General features: G+C 65.8%; 22 protein-coding genes and 1 pseudogene. 9 read left to right on the top strand and 14 right to left on the bottom strand.

The features are described from left to right. Window positions 1-123: 123 nt before the first annotated feature. The 6 genes from ABQE44_RS25055 to ABQE44_RS25030 form a co-directional block, all read right to left on the bottom strand. On the bottom strand, window positions 124-879 hold the full coding sequence (locus ABQE44_RS25055) for a prolipoprotein diacylglyceryl transferase (protein ID WP_448432489.1): 756 nt from the start codon (window positions 877-879) through the stop codon (window positions 124-126). A 13-nt stretch (window positions 880-892) separates the two neighbouring features. Then, the gene (locus ABQE44_RS25050) at window positions 893-1,315 is read right to left on the bottom strand and encodes a signal peptidase II (protein ID WP_448395447.1); all 423 of its coding nucleotides are present in this window, start codon (window positions 1,313-1,315) and stop codon (window positions 893-895) included. Between the two features lies 1 nt (window position 1,316). Beyond that, entirely contained in the window at window positions 1,317-3,950 is a 2,634-nt protein-coding gene (locus tag ABQE44_RS25045) for a TlpA family protein disulfide reductase (RefSeq protein WP_448432487.1), read from the bottom strand. A gap of 10 nt (window positions 3,951-3,960) precedes the next feature. Then, window positions 3,961-5,022 carry a fibronectin type III domain-containing protein gene (locus tag ABQE44_RS25040; protein ID WP_448395449.1) on the bottom strand — a complete coding sequence of 354 codons (1,062 nt, stop codon included), beginning with the start codon at window positions 5,020-5,022 and terminating at the stop codon, window positions 3,961-3,963. Between the two features lie 88 nt (window positions 5,023-5,110). Then, window positions 5,111-5,827 carry a DUF1906 domain-containing protein gene (locus tag ABQE44_RS25035; protein WP_448395487.1) on the bottom strand — a complete coding sequence of 239 codons (717 nt, stop codon included), beginning with the start codon at window positions 5,825-5,827 and terminating at the stop codon, window positions 5,111-5,113. Window positions 5,828-5,997: 170 nt separating this feature from the next. After that, window positions 5,998-8,328 (bottom strand): arylsulfatase, encoded by a 2,331-nt coding sequence (locus ABQE44_RS25030; RefSeq protein WP_448432485.1) that lies wholly within the window; start codon window positions 8,326-8,328, stop codon window positions 5,998-6,000. Between the two features lie 131 nt (window positions 8,329-8,459). On the opposite strand from ABQE44_RS25030, the gene ABQE44_RS25025 reads away from it, so the two are divergent. Continuing rightward, window positions 8,460-9,932, top strand: coding sequence for a serine hydrolase domain-containing protein (locus ABQE44_RS25025; protein ID WP_448432483.1), 1,473 nt, complete (start codon window positions 8,460-8,462; stop codon window positions 9,930-9,932). On the opposite strand, the gene ABQE44_RS25020 is transcribed toward ABQE44_RS25025, so the two are convergent. Continuing rightward, entirely contained in the window at window positions 9,885-10,430 is a 546-nt protein-coding gene (locus tag ABQE44_RS25020) for a hypothetical protein (protein ID WP_448395452.1), read from the bottom strand. The genes ABQE44_RS25025 and ABQE44_RS25020 overlap by 48 nt on opposite strands. Window positions 10,431-10,485: 55 nt before the next feature. Between ABQE44_RS25020 and ABQE44_RS25015 the strand changes: the two genes are divergently transcribed. Next, the gene (locus ABQE44_RS25015) at window positions 10,486-10,791 is read left to right on the top strand and encodes an Ntn hydrolase family protein (protein ID WP_448432481.1); all 306 of its coding nucleotides are present in this window, start codon (window positions 10,486-10,488) and stop codon (window positions 10,789-10,791) included. Window positions 10,792-10,817: 26 nt separating this feature from the next. Here ABQE44_RS25015 and ABQE44_RS25010 read toward each other — a convergent pair whose 3' ends face one another. Beyond that, window positions 10,818-11,477, bottom strand: coding sequence for a PAS and ANTAR domain-containing protein (locus tag ABQE44_RS25010; protein WP_448432495.1), 660 nt, complete (start codon window positions 11,475-11,477; stop codon window positions 10,818-10,820). Between the two features lie 249 nt (window positions 11,478-11,726). On the opposite strand from ABQE44_RS25010, the gene ABQE44_RS25005 reads away from it, so the two are divergent. After that, entirely contained in the window at window positions 11,727-12,068 is a 342-nt protein-coding gene (locus ABQE44_RS25005) for a MerR family transcriptional regulator (protein WP_448395489.1), read from the top strand. Window positions 12,069-12,483: 415 nt separating this feature from the next. On the opposite strand, the gene ABQE44_RS25000 is transcribed toward ABQE44_RS25005, so the two are convergent. After that, window positions 12,484-14,262 (bottom strand): serine/threonine-protein kinase, encoded by a 1,779-nt coding sequence (locus ABQE44_RS25000; RefSeq protein ID WP_448395454.1) that lies wholly within the window; start codon window positions 14,260-14,262, stop codon window positions 12,484-12,486. 202 nt (window positions 14,263-14,464) lie between these two features. Here ABQE44_RS25000 and ABQE44_RS24995 point away from each other — a divergent pair. Beyond that, a pseudogene (locus tag ABQE44_RS24995) lies at window positions 14,465-14,617 on the top strand ((2Fe-2S)-binding protein); the annotation flags it as partial. Between the two features lie 127 nt (window positions 14,618-14,744). Here the strand turns inward: ABQE44_RS24995 and ABQE44_RS24990 are convergent. After that, window positions 14,745-15,374 (bottom strand): hypothetical protein, encoded by a 630-nt coding sequence (locus ABQE44_RS24990; protein ID WP_448395455.1) that lies wholly within the window; start codon window positions 15,372-15,374, stop codon window positions 14,745-14,747. Between the two features lie 226 nt (window positions 15,375-15,600). Between ABQE44_RS24990 and ABQE44_RS24985 the strand changes: the two genes are divergently transcribed. From ABQE44_RS24985 to ABQE44_RS24975, 3 genes are all read left to right on the top strand, one after another. Further along, window positions 15,601-16,803 carry an amidohydrolase gene (locus tag ABQE44_RS24985; protein ID WP_448432479.1) on the top strand — a complete coding sequence of 401 codons (1,203 nt, stop codon included), beginning with the start codon at window positions 15,601-15,603 and terminating at the stop codon, window positions 16,801-16,803. A gap of 103 nt (window positions 16,804-16,906) precedes the next feature. Further along, a complete protein-coding gene (locus tag ABQE44_RS24980; protein WP_448395457.1) occupies window positions 16,907-17,758 on the top strand; it encodes an SDR family oxidoreductase in 852 nt (283 codons plus the stop codon). A 23-nt stretch (window positions 17,759-17,781) separates the two neighbouring features. Next, window positions 17,782-18,960, top strand: coding sequence for a metallophosphoesterase (locus tag ABQE44_RS24975; protein ID WP_448432477.1), 1,179 nt, complete (start codon window positions 17,782-17,784; stop codon window positions 18,958-18,960). A 4-nt stretch (window positions 18,961-18,964) separates the two neighbouring features. Here ABQE44_RS24975 and ABQE44_RS24970 read toward each other — a convergent pair whose 3' ends face one another. Then, window positions 18,965-20,158, bottom strand: coding sequence for a thiolase family protein (locus tag ABQE44_RS24970; protein ID WP_448432475.1), 1,194 nt, complete (start codon window positions 20,156-20,158; stop codon window positions 18,965-18,967). Window positions 20,159-20,227: 69 nt separating this feature from the next. On the opposite strand from ABQE44_RS24970, the gene ABQE44_RS24965 reads away from it, so the two are divergent. Continuing rightward, window positions 20,228-20,659: a Zn-ribbon domain-containing OB-fold protein gene (locus ABQE44_RS24965; RefSeq protein ID WP_448432473.1), complete on the top strand. Its 432-nt coding sequence runs from the start codon at window positions 20,228-20,230 to the stop codon at window positions 20,657-20,659. Here the strand turns inward: ABQE44_RS24965 and ABQE44_RS24960 are convergent. The 3 genes from ABQE44_RS24960 to ABQE44_RS24950 are packed head-to-tail and all read right to left on the bottom strand — an operon-like array spanning window position 20,656 to window position 23,446. After that, a complete protein-coding gene (locus ABQE44_RS24960; RefSeq protein ID WP_448395461.1) occupies window positions 20,656-21,453 on the bottom strand; it encodes an SDR family NAD(P)-dependent oxidoreductase in 798 nt (265 codons plus the stop codon). The genes ABQE44_RS24965 and ABQE44_RS24960 overlap by 4 nt on opposite strands. After that, window positions 21,450-22,034, bottom strand: coding sequence for a TetR/AcrR family transcriptional regulator (locus tag ABQE44_RS24955; RefSeq protein WP_448432493.1), 585 nt, complete (start codon window positions 22,032-22,034; stop codon window positions 21,450-21,452). The genes ABQE44_RS24960 and ABQE44_RS24955 overlap by 4 nt, the downstream gene beginning before the upstream one ends. Before the next feature lie 56 nt (window positions 22,035-22,090). Beyond that, window positions 22,091-23,446 carry an aromatic ring-hydroxylating oxygenase subunit alpha gene (locus ABQE44_RS24950; RefSeq protein WP_448432471.1) on the bottom strand — a complete coding sequence of 452 codons (1,356 nt, stop codon included), beginning with the start codon at window positions 23,444-23,446 and terminating at the stop codon, window positions 22,091-22,093. Window positions 23,447-23,540: 94 nt separating this feature from the next. Between ABQE44_RS24950 and ABQE44_RS24945 the strand changes: the two genes are divergently transcribed. Further along, window positions 23,541-25,301, top strand: coding sequence for an N-acyl-D-amino-acid deacylase family protein (locus tag ABQE44_RS24945; protein WP_448432469.1), 1,761 nt, complete (start codon window positions 23,541-23,543; stop codon window positions 25,299-25,301). Window positions 25,302-25,311 lie beyond the last annotated feature (10 nt).

Raw genomic sequence — 25,311 nt, 5'->3', positions numbered from 1 at the left:
ACTCGCACTGACTCAGACTTTTTGACGGGTCGCGTTATCCACAGCGCGGCCGACGTTGAGGAGGTTGAGTGAGGCATGGTCCGATTCCCGGGCCGCAGAGATCTAGCTCTTTTCGTTGGGAACTCACGAACGCCAAGCAATCAAGATCAGCGCACCGCTCGCGCCCACAGCGATCAGCAGCGCCACCAGCTGGTTGATCCGCACGCCGCCCCAGATGACAGCCGGCCGTTCCCGCAGGGGCTCGAGAATGAACCGTCCGACGCCATACCAGGCGAGAACGGCCAGCGCGCAACTGCCCGCAGGGGATCCCGTGGGCCACGAGGCGAGAAAGCCGAGCAGACCAAGCAGCCACCACGCCATCTCGAGGAATTGGACCGGAACGCGTCGCTTACGCACACCAACGGTGTCATGCAGGAAAACCCCGAGCGGCCCGTCGGTCTCGCGCCCGCCGCAGCAGCCGTTGAACACACAGCCCAGCCGGATCCAGAATCCGCCCGCGAGTACGCCGACGGCCATCTGATCCCACAACACGGCCGCCGGTATGTCGATCACGGCCGCAGCGATGACCGAGACGGGGACAAACGTCAGCAGGGCCCCGAACACGCTCGTCCCTCCGGACGCGGTGCGCCACAACGCGCGTGGTGAGCCCGCATCGAGATAGCGCGGCGCATGGACGAGCAAGTGATACATCCGTGCGCCGATCAAGCCTGCGAGTGCCGAGACCATCGCTGCCAACCCCACGCGCAGCGGCGACAGCCCCGCCGTGTCTGCCATCGCCGCCGTGGTCAGCGTGCCGACACAGATGCCCGCTGCCAGAAAGATTTTGTACGCGTTGACCCGACGACCCGCGATCGTGAAGAACCGCGGAAACCCTGACACGGAGACGCCCGATTTACCCCGGGACGGCACCGACTACCCTGAGCAGTTCGATCCCAGTCCCAAGCGCACCGACCGCCAGCGCGACATCGGCGACATTGAACGCCGGCCAGAACCGCAGGCACACGAAGTCCGTGACCGAACCCCGCAGCCAGCTTTCCACGACGTTGCTGAGCGATCCGCCGAGCAGCAGCCCGACGAACACAGCGGACGACAGCAGCGCCGTGGCGGCGATCATCAGTGCCCCGGCTGATACGGCCCAGAGCCCCAGCGTGTTCGGCACAGTCTTGGCCGATCGCGCCAGCCACAATCGTCCCGCCACCATCCGCAGACTTCCGAACGGCCCCAGCCGCACGACGTCGAACTGGGGGCTGCGAACCAGAAGCTTCACCGCTTGATCGGTCGCCAGCACGACGACAGCGGTCAGAACCAGTTGCATCTCAACCATTCGTGACCGATTTCGGTCGCTCGTGGTGCGCCGTTCCGAATTGGACGTGTGCTACGCGCCCGTCGGTGTCGATCTGAATCGTGGTGGGCCAGCACCTAAGTCCGTATCTGCGCGCAATCCGCTGCTGGTGGTCCTGCGCGAGAGGGTAGGTCAGCCGCAGGCGCTTGCGGATGTCGTCGACCGCCTCGGCGTTGACGCCGCCGTGAACGCCGACGATGAACGGCGCCTTTCGGCCGTCCTGGTACATCTGCTGCAGGCGGCTCAACTCTGAAAGACATGGTACGGACCACGATTGCCAGAAGCTGAGAATCACATCGCGGCCGCGAAACCGGTGTAGCGCATACTGATGCTCGCCGTCTTGGAACCTGATATCGGGCGCCGACGCACCTGGTGAGACAGCCAGCTGGAGTGGACGAAAGCCTGACGGCGCCGACGGGCCAGCGCAGTTGTCCAGCGCGGCAACGATTTCATCGGGCTGGGGTCCGCCTTCGTGCTTCCAGACGAACTCTCGCCTGGCATTGATCAAATAGGTCGACGGCAGGCGGGAGACTCCGAACGTCGTTGTCCATCCGCCCTCGTCGTCCTGGGTGATGTGCATTGCGGGAAGACCTTCGCGAGGCAACCCGAGCCGGCGTTCCACCTCGCCACGAGGTGCGTCGAACGTGCCGTTCGACACCACGACAACGACCGTCACCGAAGAGCTGTCGCGAGCTCGGCGCAATGCCTCGAGGAGCGGCTGAAGCGGCCGATCCTGCTGATCATCCACGAAGTACACCAATGCATTTCGCCGTACCGAGGTGTCTCCGGGTAAGGCGACCACGCTTGCGTGCCCGGCGATCGCCTGGCTCAGCGGGACCGTGTCGGCCACATCGGGCCGCCAGATCGGCACCGTCACCGGCCCCCACCACGACGGAATGTCTATCGCGAACTCCGGTTCCTGCACCTGACACGTCGTACCGGCCGCGACGCTCGACTGCTGCCCCGACGGTCCGATCTGACTGCCCTCGATGCGCAGGCAGACCTGGCTGACGTTGGTGGGGCCTGCAGGCTTGGCAAGGATGAAGCGGTGCTCGTCGGCCACGGTTTTCTGGACGCCTGACCAGATGCTGGCGGGATGCGAGTGCTCCACCCACGTCCAGACGAAGCGTTGGACGGTGCCGGCGGGAATCCAACTGTTCAGTGCCGTGAACGCGGCGCCGCCGTGGGTCTCCTCGACGGTGACCACCGGCGGACGGCGGTTCTGGCTGCGAATCTCGCCGCGTACCAACGCGATCTCGGGGGTGATGTCGACGGCCGTGTAAGAAGCCGACGCGACGGTGTCGAATGCGCGCAGCCCGCGGGTGAGTGCATTTCTAGCATCGTCGAAAACGCGGCGGATCGCTGGTTGGTTCTGCACGAGCGCGTTGTCGAGTTCGGTCGTCACGACGCTGGTCGCCCTGCTGTGCGGGATGAACCACGACTCGTCGACGTCGGGCTCGCCATCGCGTTCGAGGCTGATGCCCTGGCTGCTCGTATCCAGGACCAATACGACGCGCTGTTTGAAGCTGACGAACCCGTTGGGCGCCCACACGGTGTCGGTTTCTGCCGCGACCCGCCCGGCGATCTCGATCGCGCCCGACTTGAATGTCAACGTCGGTCCGGAACTGAACCGCAAGCGGTAGTTGACCGAAACGGATCCGCCGAAGATGGTGCTGATCGTGAAGGTCAACGGGGGTCGGTTTCTGACTGCCTGACGGATGGCCTCGACGTCGATGAAGGTGTTGACGTGTTCCTTGCTGACCGCAAAGCCGAATCCGCTTGAGCCGAGGAAGGATTGCGTGAGCCCTTGCAGCCCGCCAGGTGGAGCCGGAGTTCCTGAGAATTGGTACGGCAGGGCGATTATCTGGCCGGGCCCGGACCCGACGCCCTTGAAATCAGCGAAAGCGAAGTCGTGGGGCAGATCGACGGGCAGCAGGGACACCCCCTCGCGGATGAACTTGCGAACCTCAGCTGCGATTCGGCTCACAGCCGGCGGGGCCAATCCGCTGCCCGGCGCAGCGATGAAGTCGATCTTGGCGTCCTGCGCCGACGGCCGGATGAGCAGCCGGCGTCCGGTTCCGTACGGTATCTGGCTGACATCGAACGTGGCGTGCACCTCGCCGTGCACCGATGGCGGCAGCTCCGTCGTACCGGGGTCCGGGTAATACTGCGCCCGGACCGCCGCGCGGATGACGACCTCGGTGGACGAGCCGTCCGGCACTGACACCGTGATCGACGAGATCTGCAGTTTGGCTCTGCCGCGCACCACGTTAGGGGGCAGCTCGATTGCCCAACCCCGATCGAACCCATCGAATGCGTCCGCGAACCTTCGCACGGTGCCAGGCGGTGCGGTCGCCGTCAGTTGGCCGCGCAGATCGGCGAGCCCGCGGCCCGAGGTGGTGCGCTGGTAGGCGACCAACCAATCCGCGAACGCCCCGACGTCCGCGCGTCTGCGGCGAGGATTACCGATGCGCGTGGACACACTGTGCATCAGCTTCAGCGGCGTATCCAGGTCACCGTTCTGGTGCAGGGTTCCCAACAGGCCGTTGATCTGTCGCGCGGCGATGTGCACCGCCGCGGGGTACTCGCCGGTGAACGGATTGGCCATGGCTGCCTCGCTACGAGATCGGGGTAAGCCGCACAGCCAGCTCGGCGTAATCGACTCCGTCGGCGCGCTGTGCGGTGATCGGGACCGACGCGTTTCCCGGCGCATCTCCGATGACGATGCCGATGCCGTCGGCTTGACCGGTGAAACGCAACGTCTGGTTGTAGTTGGTGATGGCCCCCGACGCGGTGGTGAACATCTGCACGACCATCTCGTAGACGGCCGAGGTGACCGTCTGTGACAGCGATGTCCCAGCTTCCGTGCCGGCCGCTGCGGTTACAGCGCCGAACGCGGACACTGCGAGGTAGGAAGCCGAGCATCCTTCGACGGTGATGGACGCCGCGCCCGCGCGCTCAACGGCCACCGCTACCGGCTGGTCGCCCGTCGGAGGGTTCAGCAAACCAAAGAACTCCTGGTAGATGAAGGTGCCGTTGATCGCCGTCAGGGCCGCATTGTTGAGGCCGACGACGCCGAGTGAGGTCATCGGATTGTCGCCGTAGGTCGCCGTGCGGGTCGGCGATCCACTCGGCGGTAAGAAGCCACCCCGATGCGCCCACCGCATCCCGACGATGACCGCGGTGGAATCGGCAGATGCGGTGTGGTTCCATGTCGCCGCGGCGCTGTTGGTGCCGGACCCGGAACCGCCCGCGCCTGCGGCGTCAAAGGTCGGCGGAGGGAAGGTGGTGCCCGTGACAGGCGCGGACGGCAAAGATGCGTCGCCGTCGGCGAATATGGCCTTCGCCGTGTACGTATAGCTGGTGGCCGGATCGAGTCCGGGATCCTCGCGGCTGAGCAGCGACGCGACCACCTTGAATCGATAGGGCGGATCCGGGGGTCCGGTCGGGTTGACTCTAGTCCTTTCGAACTCGATTTCCGTTGCCGTTGGGTCGATCATCCACGTCAGCGTGATGACGCTCATGCTCTTGCCGGCGGCCGATTCGATCACGGGTCCGGGTTCTGGGTCGTCGATACGGTCAAGACCAAAGACCTGATCGCAACCGGCGAACCCGAGCAGCAGCACGACCGGCACGACGATGGCCGGAACAATGAGCACGAGCAGCAGCCACTCGGACATCAGAAGGTTGAGCATATTCCGCGGTGCCCCACACCGCGGGCCTTTGGTGGCGAGGGCGCCGAGCAAAACTCGCGCGGTTCGCGCGCGCTCAGCTTCGGTCGAGATCCCACTGGCCGAAATCAGAAGCGAGGACTTCGTTCGCATCGACCTGCGTGCCGCCCATGGCGATACCGGTGTCCGGCCCGGTGACCACCACCGCCTGATACAGCACCGCCCGCGGCTCGCGCTTACCGGCGGACCACGCCTTGGTCTGCCAGGCCCACCAGTGCCCGTCTGACGTCGAGCGGCCGATCACCGCATCGTCGATCGCCCACGCGCACACCCGCGCGTGGCCGTAGACGCCGGTGCGCTCCACGCCCACAACGGAGTTGATCCCTCGAAGCCACTGCACGGCAACGCTTTCCCAGGTGTCGAGGTCGATATCCTCGTCGATGCTGAAGAAGATCGGCGCAGACTCCGGACCGCCTGCTGCGGCGTGCCACCGCAACGCGGTCTGCGCATCCGCCGCCCCGCCCTGATAACCGCGGGTGTAGTCCGACGGCGTCGCCCAACCCGGCTTGCCGTACTGATAGCAGCTGACCACGTGCAAACCGGCCGCCCGCAGTGCATCCGCGTACTCGCGGGTGACCGGCTTGAAGTCGAAGTCGGCGCCCGGCCGCAACTCGGACACGTAGACCAGCGCCCCGTCATAGCCGGCCGCCTTGATCTGCTCGGCGGGCACCTGTCGGTGGGTGAAGTCGACCAGCCGCAAGGGCCGCGCATCGGCCGTCGGCGCAGCAACCGCCGCGCCCGCCATACCGAGCATCACCAGCACAGGTGCGGACGCGCCAAATCTGAGGACGTCGCGCCGCGAGAAAGGTCGCGGTCCGTCACTCGCGTTGTGCACCGCGTGATGGTAACAACGCTGCGAGGCTATCCATCGCGCTCTGAGCGCCCCGTCCGGATCGCTGCCCAGACCAGTTTCGCTGGTGGACTTCACGTATAGGCGACATGAACCTCATGAATGTGGCCCTCGAAGGGGAACGGGGCGCGTTCGCGGTAGTCCATTGACACGGGTGAGCCCAGACAGGTACCGATGTCTAAGCAGTCGTTGGCCGTGAACAGCAGCGGGGCGCTCACTGGAACCTGGCCTGCCGCGAGGATCTCCTCGCCGCTGCGCAATGTCACGTCCAGCGGACCACCGGGCCGCTCCTCGGCGTACCGGGTTTCGACGCTGATAGTCGCTCGGCCCGCCGATAGCTTGTTCGGGGATCGGATCTTTGCGCGCATCAGAATGAACAAGTTGTATTCGTAGCAGAGGTAGCCGTCGTCGAGGTAGCACGTCAGGCCGCCCGCCGCGGCCCCGAGTGCATACAGCACACCGTTGGCGCTCTCAGGTAGGTCGGCGTCGATCGTGACTAGATTGTTCTTATTGCCCAGCGCCGGGGCGCAGAACTCTGGCATCCGGATGGTGTCGCCGCAGAACCGCCACTGCCGGTACGGCGGCGCGATCCGCAACTCGGGGTGGTAGACGGGCACCCACAGGCCACCGCCGACGGGCAGTACCGAGTTGCGTGCGGCCTCGATGGCGAACATCTCGCGCATTTGAAGTAGCTTCTCCGGCTGCAACCCGGCAAGGTCGTGTGCTTGCGACCAGTCTTCGTCAAGGTGATACAGCTCCCACGTGTCGTTATCAGGGGTCCAAGTGTCGATACCTTCGGGTTGTCCTGGCACCCACGGCAGTCGCGGACCGCGCGCCGATGCCAGCCACCCGTCGTGGTAAATCGCCCTGCTGCCCATGATCTCGAAGTACTGCGTCTTCTTTCCGCCGGCTGCGGACCTGTCGATCAGCGTGTGCGCGAAACTGGCGCCCGCCAGGGGAATCTGCGGCTCCCCGTACACAACCCGGGGTGGCTCAATGCCGAGAACGTCGTAGATGGTGGGCACGATATCGTTGCAGTGCAGGAAGACATCGCGGGGCGTCGTGTCCGATGAGATCTTGGCGGGCCACCTAACCGCCATCGGGTTGCGGGTACCGCCGAGGTGCGATGCCAGCAGCTTCATTCCTTTGTACGGCGTGCTGCCTGCCCATGCCCACCCTGCGTGATACTGGTTGTCGACCAGCGGGGAGCCGAGCACCTCCAAACCGCCCAATTCATCGAGCGCATCGATGTGTTGACGAACAGTGGTAGGAATCCCGTTCTGCGCCAACAGTTCTGCGATGGTACCGTTCTGGCCTTCGCCCGACGAACCGTTGTCACCCCAGATATAGAAGAACAGCGTGTTGTCGCCGTAGCCCAACGCGTCGAGCTCGTCGGCAAGCCGGCCGACCTGCGCGTCGACGTGCTCGGCGTAACCCGCGGCGACTTCCATCAGCCGGCGCTGGAAGGGCCTCTCGTCTGCGGGGATGCTGTTCCATGAAGCAAGCGTCTCGTCACGCTCGGTGAGTTCACAGTTCTGCGGAATCCAGCCTTTCTCCTTGGCGCGCGCGAACACGCGCTCCCGGTACGCATCCCAGCCGTCATCGAACTTGCCCGAGTACCGGTCAGCCCATTCCTTCATGATGTGGTGGGGACCGTGCAGGCAGCCGCTGGCCCAGTACATGAAGAAGGGCTTGTCGGCATTGAACGCCTTGTGACGCCTCAACCAGCCGATCGCATCGTCGGCCAGATCCTCGGAAAGGTGATAGCCCTCTTCGGGAGTTCGTGGTGGAGCCACCACGGTGGTGTTGCGGACCAGATGCGGCTCGTACTGAGACGCTTCGCCCGCGAGGAATCCGTAGAAGTATTCGAAACCCAATCCGGTGGGCCAGTTTTCGAATGGACCCGCAGCCGTGGTTTCTTCGGCGGGGGTGTTGTGCCACTTACCGAACGCGGACGTGGCGTACCCGTACTGTTTGAGCACCTCGGCGACCGTCGCGCTGCTGCGCGGGATCTTTCCCGCATAGCCGTCCCAGTCGTTGGCCAACTCGGCGATCTGGCCGTTGCCGATCTCGTGATGGTTTCGCCCGGTCAACAACGAGGCTCGAGTTGGCGAGCACATCGCCGTGGTGTGGAACCGGTTGTACGACACACCTTCCGCGCATATTCGGCCCATCGTGTCGGTGCGTACCTCACCGCCGAAGGTCGACGGCAGACCCGGCCCGGCGTCGTCGATCAGCACGATCACGATGTTGGGGGTGTCGTCGTGCAGGCGGGGCGGGATGACCCGCTGCGAATAGGTCGATTCCTGCAGCGTTCGCCCCGCGGTGCTCGCGGACGGCACCGTCGCGAAAGGCAGCGTCTCGCCGCCTGGCAGCTTCGGAGCAACGATGTCTTCCACGCCCACGGTGACTCATTCCCCTGCTGGTTTCTGCTTGTTTAGTCACCTTACGGCCGGCCTGACGATGTCATCGGAGAAACAACGGTTGTGATGCACTCCTGACGTCCTACGCTGGGGCGCGCCCGCACCGTCAATGGATGGAGGTGGCAATGGTCAGGTTCGCCGCGTCGGCCCTGCTTCTCCTGGCATGGGTCACCTCGTGTGGCCATGCGTCAACGCCCGCTGTGCACCACCCCCCGTCGCACACCCTGACACCGCCGGTCGCGACCAGCCCGGTGCGGACGCCGACTGCCCCACCCACGCCGGACATCCCGGCCGTCTCCGAGGTGATCACCGACGCGATCGCCGCACATCGGCTCCCCGGTGCCGTCGCCGCCATCGGGCACGGCGGCAAGGTCGTCGTCGAGCGCGCCTACGGAGTACGCAAATTGGCCGGCGAACAAGGGCTCCACGGCGCACCTTCACCCGCCGAGCCGATGACCGCGGACACCATCTTAGACGTCGCGTCGCTGACGAAACCGCTGGCCACGGCGACCGCCGTTATGCAGCTCTACGAACAGGGCAAGGTCGAACTCGACAAACCCATCCAGACCTACCTGCCCGCATTCAACCCGGACAACGATCCGCAGCGCGCCAAAATCACCGTGCGCATGTTGCTCACCCACACGTCGGGTGAACCGGACGTGCTGGACCTGCGCGAACCCTGGGGCCTCGACCACGCCGACAAGGCAGGGGGCATCCAGCGCGCTCTGAGCGCCCCGCTGCTGTCGGAGCCCGGCGCGGTGTTCCGCTACTCCGACATCGGCTTCATTCTGCTCGGCGCGATGGTCGAAAAGGTCACGGCCCAGACATTGGAGGCCTACGTTCAGCGCAACATCTTCGCGCCGCTCGACATGCGCGACACCCGCTACCTGCCGCCGGCGAAAGCCTGTGGGCCCCACAAGATCAGGGGAGTGGCACTGGCGTGGGCGCCAGAACGAGGCAACCAGAAAAGCTGTACCGCGGGCACCTGGAACACGGATCTGTTACCGCGGATCGCACCGACAGCGCTCGACGGAGAACACGCCGCCGACCCCGCCGAGAACCCCAACTTCGGCCGCTTGCTGCGCGGCACGGTGCACGACCCGACAGCGCGTCGCATGGGCGGGGTCGCCGGATCAGCGGGCGTGTTCTCCACCGTGCACGATGTCAGCCGCTTCGCCCAGGCGCTGCTGGATCGGCTGGCGGGTCGACCGAGCCCATTTCCGTTGCAGCAGGCGACTTTGCAGTTGATGACGACCCCTCAACAACCTGGCCATTCGACCGACCAGCTGCAAGCAGCCAAGGCCGCAGCCCGCGCTGGCGCTCCGAGATATCCGGCGATCGGGGGACAAAACCTGCGCGGCTTCGGCTGGGACATTGACACCGGCCACTCCCGGCCGCGAGGCACGATCTTCCCGATCGGCAGCTTCGGCCACACCGGCTTCACCGGAACCTCGCTCTGGCTCGACCCGGGCTCAAACACCTACGTCGTACTGTTCACCAACGCGATCCACTTGCCCGGCAGCCGGCCCGTGTCCGATCTACAGGGTGCGGTGGCGACGGCCGCGGCCCAAGCGCTGGGTATCTGAGGTCGAGCTCGGTGTCATGGCCCAGGCCGCCAAACCCACTGCGACAGCGGAAAGTACGTGCCAGGCGCCGTGGAACTGCCACAGGCTGTCCGGCCGGCACAGCGGTGACCCCGAACGTCCTGCGGCATAGGCGAGCATGCCCAACGCGAAGACCCCGGCAGCCGTCGCCCACAATGCCCGTCGCGCCCGCAGGCGGCTGCGGGCCAGACCGGCGGCACAGATCACGACGAGGGCGACGATGGGCCAGTCGTGAGCGGTCTGCGCCCAAGGCGGCTGCGGTCCGTGGTAAGCGAAGCTGCCCAGCCCCACCGTCAGCGCCGCCAATCCGGTAAGAGCCACCAGCACGGCCGCCGTTCGCATCGCCCGCCACAACACGACCATCCCGACGACGAGGTAGGCCAGGCTGGTCACCGCCAACACCGGCTGCGCCAGCGCGGCGTCCGTAATGCGTGCGCAGTCGGCCTGACCGAGGCTGGCCGGGACCGTGAAGTTGTGCATCGGCGGCCACCGTAACCCGCCCGCATCCCGATGTGTGCCGTGCGAACATCGCATGGTGACGGTGGTTCTGGCGCTGCGCTGCGCCGACGGGTTGGTGATGGGGTCGGTTTCTCAGATCACCGATCCGGGTCGCGGGTTGAGCTATCCCGCGCAGAAGCTGCACATGATGGGAAAGCGCGCGGCCTGGGGCGGCAGCGGTTCCGGTGCTCGACGCACTCGATGTGTCGTCGCCCAGCGTCGGTGGGCCGATGGACCTGTGTCGTATCACCCCCGGACGGGTCCCATCACCTCGACCCAGCCGAAATCGATGGCGTCCGCGCGCAAGTCGACCGGTGACTGCGCCTCGAGAAAAGCGCGCTAGACGGATTGTTCGAGTGAGAAGCCTCGTCAAGAGATGGTCAACAGCGCGTGGTCGACCCGTGCCCGGGTATCGTCCGGCAGGCCGCCAGCCATTTCATCGACGAACCGGCGGGCCAACTCGCGGACTTTGATGTTGGTCTCCTGCGAGCGCCAGACCAGGATGTCGAAGGCCCGGTTTGCGCTGATCCCGTACGCGGCCATCAACAAGCCCTTGGCCTGCTCGATCACGGCGCGGCCTTCGGCCATCTTGGACAGCGCCGCGGAGATGTCGGATTGCATGGTCTCGGTGTAATCGACGTAGAAGCCGGTTGTGCCCACGACGTTGCCCGCCTCGTCGACCATGCGGTCACCGACGACGATGACCCAGTGGGTTCGTCCAGCGGTGTCGACGATGCGGTGCCTGCTGCTGAACGGCTCCCCGTTCGCGACCCTCTCCAAGATTTCGGCGACCTGTTGACGGTCGTCCGGATGCTTGTGCCGCAGTAGCAGGTCGGTTGTGGGCGTCACGGTGCCCGGCTCGTAGCCATGCATCCGCTCAATGTTGTCCGACCATTCCCACTGCTGCTCGGCGGTGTAAAAGCGGAAACTGCCTACTCGCTGGGGTTCGCCGGTGCCCACCGCGAACTCGACAGCTTCGTGGTTGGTCTCCGAATCGCCGTCGCGCGAACCCGTCATCGTGCTGGGCATGGAAGTCACCGCCGTCGCGGCTCCCGGTCCTATGTCGCCGTCGCGGGTGTCATCGCTCGGATGCAACACCATGACTTCCTCCCCGTCGCTGCGTTCTCAACGCGAGCAAAAAATCTATGGTCGAACAGATAGATTTTTTATAGCAGTATCGATGTTTTTGTGCAATCTCGTCAGCAGATAGTGTTCCTGTTACAGTGCATATCGCTAAAGGGATGCCGGGACGCTACGCACACGATGGTTGACGACGAAATGACGGATGAGCTGGCAAACGCCGCGCCTCCCGCGTCTGACCGCGGGGTATACGGAATCTCGGTAGCTGCCGAACTGTCGGGTATCAGCGAACAGTCATTGCGGCTCTATGAGCGCCACGGTCTTCTGAAGCCCTCGCGTAGTCCCGGCGGAACACGTCGCTACAGCGCCGATGACATCGTTCGACTTCGGCGGATCAAAGAACTCGTCGACGACGGGGTCAACCTCGCCGGTATCGGTCGCATCCTCTCCCTGGAGGACCGCAACGCCGCCCTCGACGAACGCAACGTCACCCTGGAGAGTGACAACGACGCGTTGCGCAACGAAAAACTCGGTATGTAAGTCGCCACCAGTGCGGGCCACAGCTCGCCGATGGTGCTGCGGCGCCGACGCGCTTTGCGCAGTACGACGACCCCGTGGGCGAAGGCGCCGAGCGCACCTGGGCGGCGGGATTTGGTGCGCTGCACCTTGGCCGCCGCCCACCCGGTGACGGCGCCGAGCAGAAATAGTCCGCGGCTGCGTCTGTGGTTCCGCAGCACTGCAAACGCAGCGATAAAGCCAGATATTGCTCCGGTGACGGCAACCGTGATGAGAAGAAGGGCAAGTGCTGCTGCTCCGAGCACAGTCAAGGCGTACCTCTGGGCATCGTTTGGCGAACCAGTCGCTTGATCAAACCACCGGTGTTGCGCGAACAGGGGGCCGTGACCAAACCGAGGGTGAAGTGTTAGCGGGCCGCCGCATCCCGAGCGGATTGGCCCTAACCGGCCGCCTGAAGTGTGATCTCCGAGATCTCCGTGCGGCTCTGGCCGTTGGTCGTGCCCAAGGTGGAGATCCACACCAGCACATTGGACGTCTTGGTCTCGTTGTCCACTTCGATGCGGTTGTGCCCGGGCTGCAGCGGTGTGGTCGGCGTCAACTCGGTGGTATCCGACAGCTCAGCAGGGTTTTCGGTGGGCGACGAGCGGATCTGCACCTCGGTCCCCGTGCTGGACAAGTCGATCGTGACGACGCCGAGCTCGGTCGGTTCGGACAGGTGCAGCATCAGGCCCATGCCTTCGATGAAGTTCGGGAACGGGACGGCGTCCTTGTACGTGACGGTGGACCATGCCGTGTCCGGGTCGCCGTCGATCGCCAGATCGGCATCCTGCGGATTGTCCGGGGCGCCGGCGGGGGAGAACACCGTCGCGCTCACGGGCTTGACGATCGGTCCCGGGCCACCCCACAGGCCGAACCCATCGGTGACGTAGGCCACCGAGGCCGCGGCCAAAACGATCACGCCGATCAGCGCGCCGAGCGCGATGAACAGCCCTGAGCGATGGCGTTTCTTGTTCCGCCTCGACGGCTCGTCGCGTCGCGGCTGCGTTGGGGGCGGCGACGACCGCCTCTTGGGCCGGGCACCGGCTGACACGTTGACGATGGTGTCGGCGTCCAGCGTGTCGCCGTCCCAGACACCACCCACCTCGACCTCGTCGCCTTCTGCCAGTTGCCCCGCGACCAGTTGCGTCTGGATCTCGACCGGAACCGGAGCGCCCCGGTTGTCGATGGGGTTGTGGGGCACTACGTGGAACGACAACACCCCGACGTCATGTTGGGCGTCGACGACGTTCTGCGCCACACCGCGCGCGGTGCCGTGCACCACCAGCCGCTCGAGCCGCTGTGTGGACACGTGGCCCGACGGCGTCGCGCCCGAATGCGGTTGCGTCCCGGGCGCTGCGAGGGCCCGAGCGAAGTCGAGGCAGTTTCGATATCGCTGGTTGGGATCTTTGGCCAGCGCCTTCATCAGCACCGCGTCCAGACGGGCGAGTTCGGGTCGATGATCGGAGAGCCGTGGTGGTGGCGTATTGAGCTGGTGGCTGATCACCACGGCGGGATTGGAATCCTCGAACGGTGGCTTGCCGGTCAGCAGGTGAAATGCCGTGGCCGCCAGCGCATATTGGTCTGCGCGCCCGTCGAGCGGCTTGCCGAGAAGTTGCTCGGGGGCCACGTAGTTGATCGTTCCCATCGCGACGTTGTCTTTGGTCAGGTTGCTGGACTCGTCGATTCTGCGGGCGATCCCGAAGTCGGTCAGCAGCACCCTGCGACGCTGGCCATCGGGCGCGGTGACCAGGATGTTCTCCGGCTTGATGTCACGGTGTAGCAGACGGCGCTCATGACCGAAGTCGAGCGCATCGGCCACCGCCATGACGATCTCTGCCACTTCGTGTTCCGGCATACCGCACGAATAGCGCTCCCGGATCAACCGCCCGGCGTCGGTGCCGTCCACGTAATCCATCGAGATCCACAGGCGGCCGTCGAACTCGCCGCGGTCGAGGACACCGACGATATGCGGGTGCCACAGTGTCGCGGCCAATTCTGCCTCGCGGATAAACCTCGCCCGGAACTCCTCGTCAGCCGCCGAAGACGCCGACAAGATCTTCAGCGCGTCATGACGAGGCAGCCGGGGGTGCTGGGCGAGGTACACCTCGCCCATTCCGCCAGTACCGAGCAACCGCTGAATGACGTAGCCCGCGAAGATCTCACCGTGGTTCAACGGCATGCCGAAAGCCTACAAACCAGCACAGTTGAGCCGTGAACTCCGCCGGTGACGAGGCATTTTCGGCCGGCGCGTGAGATAACGACGGGACGGATACAAAACGGTCGACCGTAGCTCTTGCCATGCTTAGGCTGGCCTAATAAGCTCACGGAAGTTAGGTGAGACTTAGCTTGTTTGACGCGGTCCGACCATCGAGGTGTCTTAGTTGTTCGTTTGTCTATGCACAGGCGCTACCAGCGAGTTGGTCGCTGACGCGGTAGCGAACGGGGCGCTCACCTCAAACCAGGTCACGGCCGCGTGCGGCGCCGGAGCGGACTGCGGACGGTGTCGGCGCAACCTCCGCGCGATCATCGCAAGCGTCAACGGTCAATCGGGCGGCCGCGCACGCGGCGGATCGTCGTTCGGGACCCATCGGTGCGCGATGGGACCGACCCCGTGTAGCGAGCCCGCCTGCGTGGCGTCGGGCAGCTAGCCGCTGCCCGACGTCAACTGCCGTCGCGGGTTTTGGACCGCGGCCGGGTCAGGCGCCATCGGCTCGGTTTCGGCGTCTGGTGCGACTGGGTCCAGTCCTCCCACATGATTTCTTCCGGGGTCTCCGCCAACGGGTTATCCGATACCGACCAGCCGAGCCTCTGCACTTCTGTTGTGCTCCAACGCAGTAGCGAGCCGTCGTTGCCGATCTGCTGTGCCAGCATGGTTCGATCGTCGGGATTCAGCTGGTCACTGAACGCCTGCATGGTGTTTTTCACCTGCCGGTAGGGGACATCGTCGTCGAACTGCTGACAGAGCTCGAGCAGCTCCTGACGGGCGTGGTCAAGCAGCGATTCCGGCTGCGAATCGGCTCGCGCGGCCGTGGGCGCACGCGGCCGCGGTTGTCTCACAGGTCGTGATGCCGGTGGGGCGCTGCCGGCGCTGGCCCGCAGCTCGTCGATTTCCGCGAGGGCGGCCAGGGCGGTGTTGCGCCACCACACGAGGTGATATTCGATGAGCTTCGCCTCGCAGTCGGGGCATACCGCAGTGGGCTGTTCTGCCTGGTCCAACCTGGTGGAGCCGTCGAACGCAAATCCGCAGAGCGCATGGTCGTCGCGGCTGTTGAGGTAGTCCTCATGGTGCACGACGGAATCGGATGCGTTCCGTACGTACCTGTGGGGCGGTTCCACATATGGAAACCTAGTTGACCGTCTCTGAGAAGTCGGCGCGATCGGGCGAACCCGTCTGTACATCAACGCAACTCGTGGACTTCTTGGTGGCGGGCCCGATACCCACCGCGTCGATCCTGACCACAGTGGGTACCAATGGCGAAGGTCGGCGACAGCAGCCACCCCGTCGAAAGGCACCGAGATGTCCACGGCAGATGATTCCTTCGCGACGAACGGCATCGACGAGGTGCAGGTTTGGCAGGAGGAGTTCTACAAGGACCTCCACCGCCACCCCGATGTGTGGGGTGAGGAAGCGCGCACCGCCGCGAAGGTGACGCGCAAACTCGAAGAGATCGGCGTCGACGAAATCCTGCAGATCGGCGGGGGAGTTGTCGGCGTCGTTCGCAACGGCGACGGCCGCCGCGTGCTGTTTCGCGCCGACATGGACGCGTTGCCGGTCACCGAGGCCACGGGCTTGGAGTACGCCTCCACCGAGGAGGGGAAGATGCATGCCTGCGGCCACGATGTGCACGTGGCGTGCGGCCTCGGCGCCGCGGCGCTGCTGACCCGCAACAAAGATGAATGGTCCGGAACCTACCTCGCGCTGTTTCAGCCCGGCGAGGAAACCGCCAAGGGCGCGCAGGCGATGGTCGACGGCGACCTGGTCGACAAGCTGGTGGCAGATAAGCCCGATGTTTGCCTGAGCCAGCATGTGCTGACCAGGCCGGAGGCCGGCCATGTGGCCACCGGAGGTGGGCCCGTGCTGTCGGCCGGTGACAGCCTCAAGGTGACGGTCTTCGGGACGGGCGCACACGGTTCGATGCCCCACCTCGGGGTCGATCCTGCAGTGCTGGCCTCGAGCATCGTGTTGCGGCTGCAGGCCATCATGTCGCGGGAAGTCGCGCCGGGGGAATTTGGTGTCGTCACCGTGGGCTCGGTGAAGGTGGGTGACTCACCCAACGTCATCGCGGACCGGGGCGAGTTGCTGCTCAATGTGCGCACCTACGACAACGCGGTGCGTGACACGATCCTCGGGGCCATCGACCGAATCGTCCGTGCCGAATGTGAGGCGTCGGGCTCACCGCGGGAGCCGACGTTCGAGTCCACCGCGACCTTTCCGCTGACGTCGAACGATCCGGACGTCACCGAAACGGTGAGCACGGCATTCACCCGGGCGTTCGGGGAAGATCGGGTACACGTGTTGGAGCCGGTTCCGGCGTCTGAGGACTTCAGCCGTATCCCGTCGGCGTTCGGTGTGCCCTATACGTTTTGGGGTTTCGGTGGTTTCCTGCCGGGGATGAAGGTGGTGGGTAACCACAACCCGCAGTTCGCACCCGCGATCCAGCCGACCCTGCGCACCGGCACGCAAGCCGCCGTCATTGCCAGCATCGCCTACCTCGGCTGAGCCGACGTCGTCGCCGTCGGCAGGCCGACGCGTAGCCCGACTATGTTGTTCTGAGGGCGCGCGCTGGGCTGCGCCGGGGAACCGACCTTGTCAGGAGTGGCCAATGGGCGTCTATGCGGTGACGGGATCGGCATCGGGTATGGGGCACGCGGCTGCCGAACAGTTGCGGGCGGACGGTCATACGGTGATCGGCGTCGACCAACGCGACGCCGATGTGGTGGCCGATCTCGCCACCGCGAGCGGTCGTTCGGACGCCGCCGCCGCCGTGCTCGACCGGGTGGACGGCCGACTCGACGGCGCCATCCTGGCTGCCGGAGTCGGCCCGTTGCCGGGGGCGGAGAACGTCCCGTTGATCCTGTCGGTCAACTACTTCGGTGTGACCGAACTGCTCGACGCATGGCGGCCGGCGCTGGCCGCATCCGGAAGAGCCAAAGTCGTTGTGGTAGCCAGTAATTCGACCACCACCATGCCTATGGTGCCCAAGCGCACCGTACGCGCCCTGCTCGACGGTGACTTGGACCGTGCCGTGCGGGCGCTGCGGCTGTTCCGTTCGGCCGCACCATCGTTGGCCTACGGCGGCTCCAAGATCGCCGTCTCGCGCTGGCTGCGTCGCACCGCCGTGCAACCGCAATGGGCCGGCGCGGGTATCAGGTTGAATGCATTGGCTCCCGGCGCGATCCTTACGCCGCTGCTCGAAAAGCAGTTGGCGACCCCGCGGGAAGCCACCACCGTCCGCGCGTTTCCGGTCCCGGTCGGAGGTTTCGGCAGCCCGGACCAACTCGCGCAGTGGATGGTTTTCATGCTGTCGGATGCCGCTGATTTCCTCTGCGGCAGCGTAGTATTCGTCGACGGTGGCTCAGACGCCTACTTCCGTTCCGATGACTGGCCCACCCGGGTGCCGACACGTCGGTTGGCACGGTACGGGCTGCAGTTCTGGCGGGGGAGTCGGAATTGACTCCACACGCAGCAGGTATGTGAATGTTCATCGTCGTTCTCGGTGCGGTGCTCGCAGTGATGCACGTGTACCTGTGGAAGCGCCTAATCAAGGACACCACCGGGCCGGGGCGCACCCGAAGGATCCTCACCGCCGTGCTCGTCGCGCTGGCGGCGCTGTTGTTGGCGGCGCTGGTGCTGCCGCGCGTATTCGGAATCGCCGACGCCGGGTGGTACGCCTGGCCCGGTTACTTCTGGTTCGGTCTGGCGGCCTACCTGTTCCTGACATTGCTGCTGACCGAACCCGTCCGGCTGATGCTGCGCAGGTGGGCCAAACGCGCGCCGAAGGAACAGACCGGCGACGTGACCCCGATGCCACCTGCGATGGACCGGCGGGTGTTTCTGGCCCGGTCCAGCGCCGTGGCCGCCGGCGCGGTATCGGTCGGGATGGTGGGCGTCGGCGCCTTCCATGCGCTGGGCCCACCGCATCTGCTTGCGCTGCCGATGCGACTGCGCCGGCTCGATCCGGCGTTCAACGGTTTTCGAATCGCGGTCGTGTCCGACATCCATCTCGGCCCGTTGGCCGGACGCGCACACACCGAGCGCATCGTCGAGATGATCAACGGGGCCGACGCTGACCTGGTGGCGATCGTCGGCGATCTGGTGGACGGGACCGTTGAGGAGCTCGGTCCGGCCGCAGAGCCCTTGCGCGAGTTGACGGCCCGGGAAGGGACGTTCTTCGTGACCGGAAACCACGAATACTATGTCGCCGACCCCGAGTCTTGGCTGCGCGAACTCGAACGGCTCGACGTCCAGGTGCTGCGCAACGAGAACACCGTGATCCGGCGCGCCGGTGCAGCCTTCGACCTGGTCGGCATCAACGACATCGCCGGCGGCCAACGGTCCGACCCGCCGGACCTAGATCAGGCTTTGGAAATGCTCGACGCGTCGGGGCCCACGATCCTGCTTGCCCACCAACCGGTTCTGGTGACCGAGGCGGCCGCACGTGGAGTGGACCTGCAGCTGTCCGGGCACACCCACGGCGGTCAGATGTGGCCCTTCCACTACGTCGTACGCGCTGAACAGCCCTCGCTCGCCGGGCTGTCCACCGTCGGCGACACCCAGCTGTACGTCACGAAGGGCGCCGGGTTTTGGGGGCCGCCCGTGCGCATCGGTGCGCCGCCGGACATCGCCGTGCTCACGCTTCAGGCCGGCGCAACGTGAGCGCTCAACAAGTCAGCAGCATGCAACCGGCGATCGGCCCGCCCCCTGCCGCGGCGACCGCCACCTCGGGCCGTCGGGGCAGCTGGCGTTCACCGGCTTGACCGCGCAGCTGCAGGCATGCTTCGTGTAACAGCCAGTAGCCGTGCATCCGCCCTGCAGACAGCTGGCCGCCGTACGTATTCAGCGGCAGCTCACCGTCGAGCGCGATGCGGGCCGCCCCCTGCACGAACGGACCGCCTTCGCCGTCGGCGCAGAACCCCAGCGCCTCCAGCCACGCGAGCGTGAGAAACGTGAAACCGTCGTAGAGTTCGGCCACGTCGACATCTGCCGGTGTGAGCTCCGTGCGCGACCACATCTCGGCGGCCGCGTCCACCGAGGCCATCTTCGGGAAGTCGTCGCGATGAAACCAGCCACCCAGACCGTACGAGCCGCCGATAGCTTCCACTGCGACAGCGGGATTCGGGCAGTCGCGCGCGTAATCGGCAGGTGAGACCACCACCGCGATCGACCCGTCGACCGGCACGTCACAGTCGAACAATCCGAACGGTGTCGAGACGGGACGGGCCGCCAGATAATCGTCCATCATCATCGGCTCGCGGTAGGCCGCGCGGGGGTTGAGCGCGGCGTTGCGCCTGCTGTTGACCGCCAACCAGCCCAGCTGTTCTTTGGTTGTCCCGTAGAGCTCCATGTGTCGCCGACAGTGCATCGCCAACCAGTTGGCCGCCGAGTAGGCGTGTGCGGCCAACAGCTCGTCGATATCCTCGAAAGGTTTGAGCTGCCTGCGTGTTCCGGGCGTGCGCGGCGCTGCGGGCGGGTTGGCCAGCGGGTTGGGTGCTGATGACGGCGGTGACTGGGTCATCGTGCCGCCCAGCATCTGAACCGTGCGATATACGAGGACATGGCGGGCCCGCTTCTCGGACACCGCGAGGCAGGCTGACATCACCGGGGTCAGCAGACCGCCGGTGTCGAACCCGGACGTGTAGTTGGGTACATCGACTCCGAGCGCGGTGTTCACGTCGGCCAGCGCCACATCGCCGAGCGAAGCGATGCCGTCGATATCATTCGTGGTCAGGCCCGCATCCTCGACGGCCCCCCGGGCGGCTTCCAGGGTCAGATCCAGCCCAGGTATTCCGGTGCGCCGGCCGACCCGTGAGATGCCCAGACCGCTGATGATCGCGTTCTTCTCGAAGTGGCTCATCGGGTGACCATCCGTTTCATCCGGCTCCATTTTTGTAACGACCGCTGTCCGGAATGTACTTTGCTTGTCATGCCCGACGACGCCACCCCCGCCGTTCCCGCGCGCATTCTGCCCGCGCTGACCGAACACAATCGGGCCTTCTGGACCGGCGGAGCCGACGGCCAACTGCTCATCGCCCGGTGCACCGGATGCGCGATGTGGGTGCACCCTCCGGCATCGGATTGCCCCGAGTGCGGCGGACCGCTCGTCGCGCAACCGGTGTCAGGTCAGGCGACCGTGTTCAGCTACACCGTCAACCAGCAACCGTTCAACCCCGCAGTGCCGGTGCCGTACGTGGTGGCGATCGTCGAACTCGTCGAACAGGCCGATCTGCGCATCGCGACCAATATCGTCGACTGCGACCCGGATTCGGTGCGCATCGGCTTACCTGTCGAGGTGCGCTTCGAACGCCACGACGTCGACGACGACGCCGTCTTCGTTCCGGTGTTCGCGCCCCGCTAGTTCTCTGCCAGGCCCATCAGCTCGGTGACGTGGTGATCGCGTCCGGCCGTGTAGCCGCCGTCCACCGCGATCGTCTGCCCGCTGACGAAACTCGCGTCCGGGGACAACAGAAACGCCGCAACGGCGGCGACTTCCTCGGCGCGGCCGAACCGGCGTAGCTTGTGCTCGTGGCGCAACGCCTCGCGCGGTGTCTCCATCCCGGGCATGCCGAGGACCGCGTCGAACATCGGCGTCTCGATGAAGCCCGGGCAGATCGCGTTGACCCGAATTCCGCTCGGGCCGTAGTCGATCGCTGCGTTCTTGGTGAGCAGGTTGACGCCGCCCTTTGAGGCGTTGTAAGCGCTGCCTCCTGCGGTGCCCTCCAGGCCCTCGATACTTGCCAGGGTGACGACGGCACCGCGCTCGCCTCCGATCCGGCTCTGCTGCATCATCTGGCTCAGGGCGGCGCGAAGCACGACGAATGTGCCCTTGAGGTTGACGTCGACCACCCGGTCCCACTCTTCGTCGGGCAGCAGGTGAATCGGGCCGCCGCCGGCAACGCCGGCGCAGTGCACCACGCCGTCGAGTCGGCCCACCGCGGTGACGACGGCCGCCACCGCCGCGGCGACCGCGTCGGCGTCGAGCACGTCGGTTCGGCGGTAGGTCAACCTATCAGCACCGGAGTGCGCTGTGTCGGGCACTGAATCGATGCCCACCACGGTGGCCTGCTCGGCGAGCAGTCGCTCGACAGTGGCTTTTCCGATGCCCGATGCCGCACCGGTGACGAGTACGCCCTTGGCGTCGAACCTGGTCATCCATCTCCTTTTCGCAACGGCGCCAGCAGTGCATCGAGACCGTACTCGAACACCGCGTCATAGTCGGTGGGTGACCGAAGTGCGGCCACGAGTTCGCGGTCGGGCCAATCGTCACCCCATAGCGTCGGATCTTCTTCCTCGTGCTTGGCACCGCGCACAGCGGTGAATTGCATTACCGCCGAGGAGATGACGTGCACCTGCACGGCGCGAAGGAACAACGCGGCGTCGGTGCCGGTCACGCCGAGCTCGGCCAACTCGACGGCAAGGGTCTGCTGGATCGGCAGGAACAACAGCGGGGTACGGTCGCGTTCGTGGGCGACCGCGAGCAGATGCTGCCGCTCGATCAGGGCGCGCCGCTGTGCGCGCGCCAGCGACGCGATGCGGTCAACGGGTGTGGCGCCTTCGACGGGCAGCTGTGCCATCTGGCGAAGCAAACGGCCAACGAGGCTGTCCAGCAGCTTGTCTCGTCCTCCGACGTGCCAGTAGATCGAGGTGACGGCCACCCCGAGCTCCTCGGCCAGGCGGCGCATCGTCAACCCGTCGACGCCGTCGAGTTCGATGAGACGCGCCGCGGTCTCCAGAATCGCCTCGGCGCTGACGTTGTCCTGGCCGCGTCCGCCGTCGGCCTTACCGCCGGTCAGGGCGCCTCACCCCCGGTGATGCGATCCGGTTCTGGAAGGTCCAGATAACGTTCGAGGTTGCGGTGCATGTTGATCACGCGCCGCTCCTCGTTGGACAGGGTCAGGTGGGTGAACCCGGGCTGGTGCAGACCGCGCTGAATTCCGGGCAGCACGGTGATGTCCTGGGTCAGCACCACCCCGGGATGGGCTTCGTCGGCCGTCATCCGGACGTCGGCGGGTTTCAGCCGAGGTGAGCCCGGTGGCATCCGCGTCCACAGCATCATCACCAGCTCACCGTGGTCCGGGTCGGCGCCCGGAAGTGAAGACATGATCGTCAGGTGGTCGGCGTTGGTCAGCAGCGTCATGTTCGGAAAGACGTTGTATTGGTGCAGCCGCATCAGCTGATCGGTGCTCGCCCAACCTAATTCGACGCCGCGCTGCGCGGCGAACGCCCGAGTACGCTCGGCGATCACCTCGGCCACCGACTCGCCGGGCAACGGGCGGCCGTCGGGCAGCGGAGTGCCCTCCTCGACACCCATCAACGCGCCCTGTGTGTAGACGTAGGCATCCCACACTTCACGGCTCGAAAGGGTTTCTTTGATGTGTGGGCTCTGCACGCCGTACAGCTGTTCGGACTTGCCCGTGTGGCCCCAGATCACCTGGGGGGCATGGACGTCGTCCATGCACGAGCGAAGCTCTGGGTGCAGTGTCTGGATGTGGTACGTCTCGCTGTACCCGTCGGCGATGGTCTTCCAGTTCGCATCCACTTCGATGGTCATCGTTGCGTAGCAACGGAAGTCGCTCAGCGTATTCCACACGATGTCTGACGGTACTTGTTCCAGGTATTCGAGGAGAGGCATCGCGTCGACGTCGAGGTTGACGAAGACGATGCGCTCCCAGACGTCGACGGCGGCGGCGTGCAAGGGCAGTTCCGACATCCGCAGCGCGCCGAAACCTTTGCGGTTCGGTACCCGTTTGAGCGCCCCGGACAGCTCCCATGTCCAGCCGTGGTAGCCGCATTTCAATTCGCTGAGCCCCGAACCCGTTCCGGCGCACAGCGTGTTGCCGCGATGGCGGCACACGTTTTGAAATGCGCGAAGCTCGCCGTCGTCGCCGCGCACGATCAGCACCGAGTACGGTCCGCACCGGTATTCGAAGTAGTCGCCGGGTTCGGCCACGTGGTCGACGGAACAGGCCACCTGCCACACCTTCGGCCACAACCGCTGGGCTTCGCGCGCTGCGAACGCCGCCGAGTAGTACCGCTCGGCCGGTACCAGGGTGGGGCGCCGCGGCGGCGCGCCGATCGCATCGTCGCCCCGGTTACGGGGTGCGGGACCGGCGCGATCTGGAGTGCGCTCGGTCTGGGTCGTCATGGAAGCGTCCTGCCTGTCTGAAGTCTACGACATCGACCTGTAACGGTGTTACATTGCCACTGTAGCGGCCGGTAGGGCACCCGAGGAGTGAATCGTGTTCGATCTCAAAATCACTGGCGGAACGGTCGTCGACGGAACCGGTGCGGACCGATTCCAGGCCGACATCGGCGTCCAGGACGGCAAGATCGTCGAAGTGCGCCGCCGTGGCCCGCACGACCCGCCGCTGGAAGGTGTCGCGCGCGAAACGCTCGATGCGACCGGAAACATCGTCGCGCCCGGCTTTGTCGACATCCACACCCATTACGACGGTCAGGTCAGCTGGGACGATCTGCTCGAACCCTCCAGCAATCACGGCGTGACGACGGTCGTCATGGGTAACTGCGGTGTCGGTTTCGCCCCGGTGCGGCCCGGCCGCGAGGAATGGCTTATCGAGCTGATGGAGGGCGTCGAAGACATTCCGGGTGCCGCGCTGTCCGAAGGCATCAGCTGGGGCTGGGAGAGCTATGCCGAGTACCTCGACGTGATCGGTGAACGCGAACTGGCGGTGGACGTCGGCAGCCAGATCGCCCACGGAACCGTCCGCGCGTATGCGATGGGGGAGCGCGGTGCGCGCAATGAGCCCGCCACTCCGGAGGACATCGCGACGATGAGTCGGCTCGTGCAGGAGGCGGCAGAGGCAGGCGCGCTGGGCTTCTCGTCGTCACGCACGCTCGCGCACCGCGCGATGGACGGCGAACCCGTGCCGGGCACCTTCGCCGCCGAAGACGAACTGTTCGCGCTCGGACGTGCGATGGCCGCGGGCGGTGCGTCGGTGTTCGAGCTCGCCCCGCAGGGCGCGGCGGGCGAGGACATCGTCGCGCCCAAAAAGGAGCTCGACTGGATGCGCCGGCTGGGCGCCGAAATCGACTGCGCCCTGAGCTTCGCGCTGATCCAGGTCGACGCCGACCCCAACCTGTGGCGCGAACAGCTCGAGATCAGCGCTGCCGCCCACGACGCGGGCAGCCGGCTGTACCCGCAGATCGCGGCGCGTCCGTTCGGGATGCTGCTGGGCTTTCCCGGCCATCATGCGTTCACCCACCGGCCGACCTATCGGCGGCTGAAGGCCGAATGCAGCCGCGAAGGGCTCGCCGCCCGGCTCGCCGATCCCGCCGTCAAGGCGGCGATCCTGGCCGAGGACGATCTGCCCGCTGACCCGAACGTGCTATTCGACGGGATGTTCGCGTTCGCGCAGCATTCGGCGGACCGGCTCTACGCCCTCGGCGAGCCGCCCGACTACGAACCCACCCCCGATCGCACGGTCACCGCCATCGCCCGCGAACGCGGTGCGGACCCACTGGCGACCATGTACGATCTGATGCTCGAATCCGACGCGGGGGCAATGCTTTTGCTGCCGCTGTACAACTACGCCGACGGTAATCACGACGCGATCCGCGAGATGCTCACCCATCCCGCAGGCGTTCTGGGACTGTCGGACGGCGGCGCGCACTGCAGCATGATCTGCGACGCGTCCTATCCCACGTTCCTGTTGACGCACTGGGCCCGCGACCGCCACCGCGGCAAACAACTGCCGCTGGAATATGTGATCCGCAAACAGGCCCACGACACCGCACAGCTGTTCGGGCTCGCGGACCGGGGCACGATCGCCGTCGGCAAGAAGGCCGACATCAACGTGATCGACATGAACACGTTGACGCTGCACGCCCCTCGGATGGCCTACGACCTGCCCGCAGGCGGCAACCGTCTGGTGCAGGGCGCGTCCGGCTACCGCGCGACGATCGTCAACGGTGCGGTGACGAGGCGCGACGACGTCGACACCGGTGCCCGACCCGGCCGGTTGGTGCGCGGCGCGCGCTGAGCGTTCTCGG

This window comes from Mycolicibacterium sp. XJ2546, assembly GCF_053483195.1.
Note: the sequence above shows the minus strand (reverse complement) of the source record. Positions and strands in the feature narration are given on the sequence as shown.

Coding starts and splice junctions, on each gene's coding strand:
- ABQE44_RS25035 (WP_448395487.1), bottom strand. CDS start 5,827: ATGCTCGGTATGGCGGGCGCGGCGGTTGCTGCGCCGACGGCCGATGCG.
- ABQE44_RS24985 (WP_448432479.1), top strand. CDS start 15,601: ATGTCCACGGCAGATGATTCCTTCGCGACGAACGGCATCGACGAGGTG.
- ABQE44_RS25020 (WP_448395452.1), bottom strand. CDS start 10,430: ATGCACAACTTCACGGTCCCGGCCAGCCTCGGTCAGGCCGACTGCGCA.
- ABQE44_RS24960 (WP_448395461.1), bottom strand. CDS start 21,453: ATGACCAGGTTCGACGCCAAGGGCGTACTCGTCACCGGTGCGGCATCG.
- ABQE44_RS25005 (WP_448395489.1), top strand. CDS start 11,727: ATGACGGATGAGCTGGCAAACGCCGCGCCTCCCGCGTCTGACCGCGGG.
- ABQE44_RS25025 (WP_448432483.1), top strand. CDS start 8,460: ATGGAGGTGGCAATGGTCAGGTTCGCCGCGTCGGCCCTGCTTCTCCTG.
- ABQE44_RS24970 (WP_448432475.1), bottom strand. CDS start 20,158: ATGAGCCACTTCGAGAAGAACGCGATCATCAGCGGTCTGGGCATCTCA.
- ABQE44_RS25040 (WP_448395449.1), bottom strand. CDS start 5,022: ATGTCCGAGTGGCTGCTGCTCGTGCTCATTGTTCCGGCCATCGTCGTG.
- ABQE44_RS25000 (WP_448395454.1), bottom strand. CDS start 14,262: ATGCCGTTGAACCACGGTGAGATCTTCGCGGGCTACGTCATTCAGCGG.
- ABQE44_RS24965 (WP_448432473.1), top strand. CDS start 20,228: ATGCCCGACGACGCCACCCCCGCCGTTCCCGCGCGCATTCTGCCCGCG.
- ABQE44_RS25010 (WP_448432495.1), bottom strand. CDS start 11,477: ATGCCCAGCACGATGACGGGTTCGCGCGACGGCGATTCGGAGACCAAC.
- ABQE44_RS25045 (WP_448432487.1), bottom strand. CDS start 3,950: ATGGCCAATCCGTTCACCGGCGAGTACCCCGCGGCGGTGCACATCGCC.
- ABQE44_RS24950 (WP_448432471.1), bottom strand. CDS start 23,446: ATGACGACCCAGACCGAGCGCACTCCAGATCGCGCCGGTCCCGCACCC.
- ABQE44_RS25050 (WP_448395447.1), bottom strand. CDS start 1,315: ATGCAACTGGTTCTGACCGCTGTCGTCGTGCTGGCGACCGATCAAGCG.
- ABQE44_RS24975 (WP_448432477.1), top strand. CDS start 17,782: ATGTTCATCGTCGTTCTCGGTGCGGTGCTCGCAGTGATGCACGTGTAC.
- ABQE44_RS24980 (WP_448395457.1), top strand. CDS start 16,907: ATGGGCGTCTATGCGGTGACGGGATCGGCATCGGGTATGGGGCACGCG.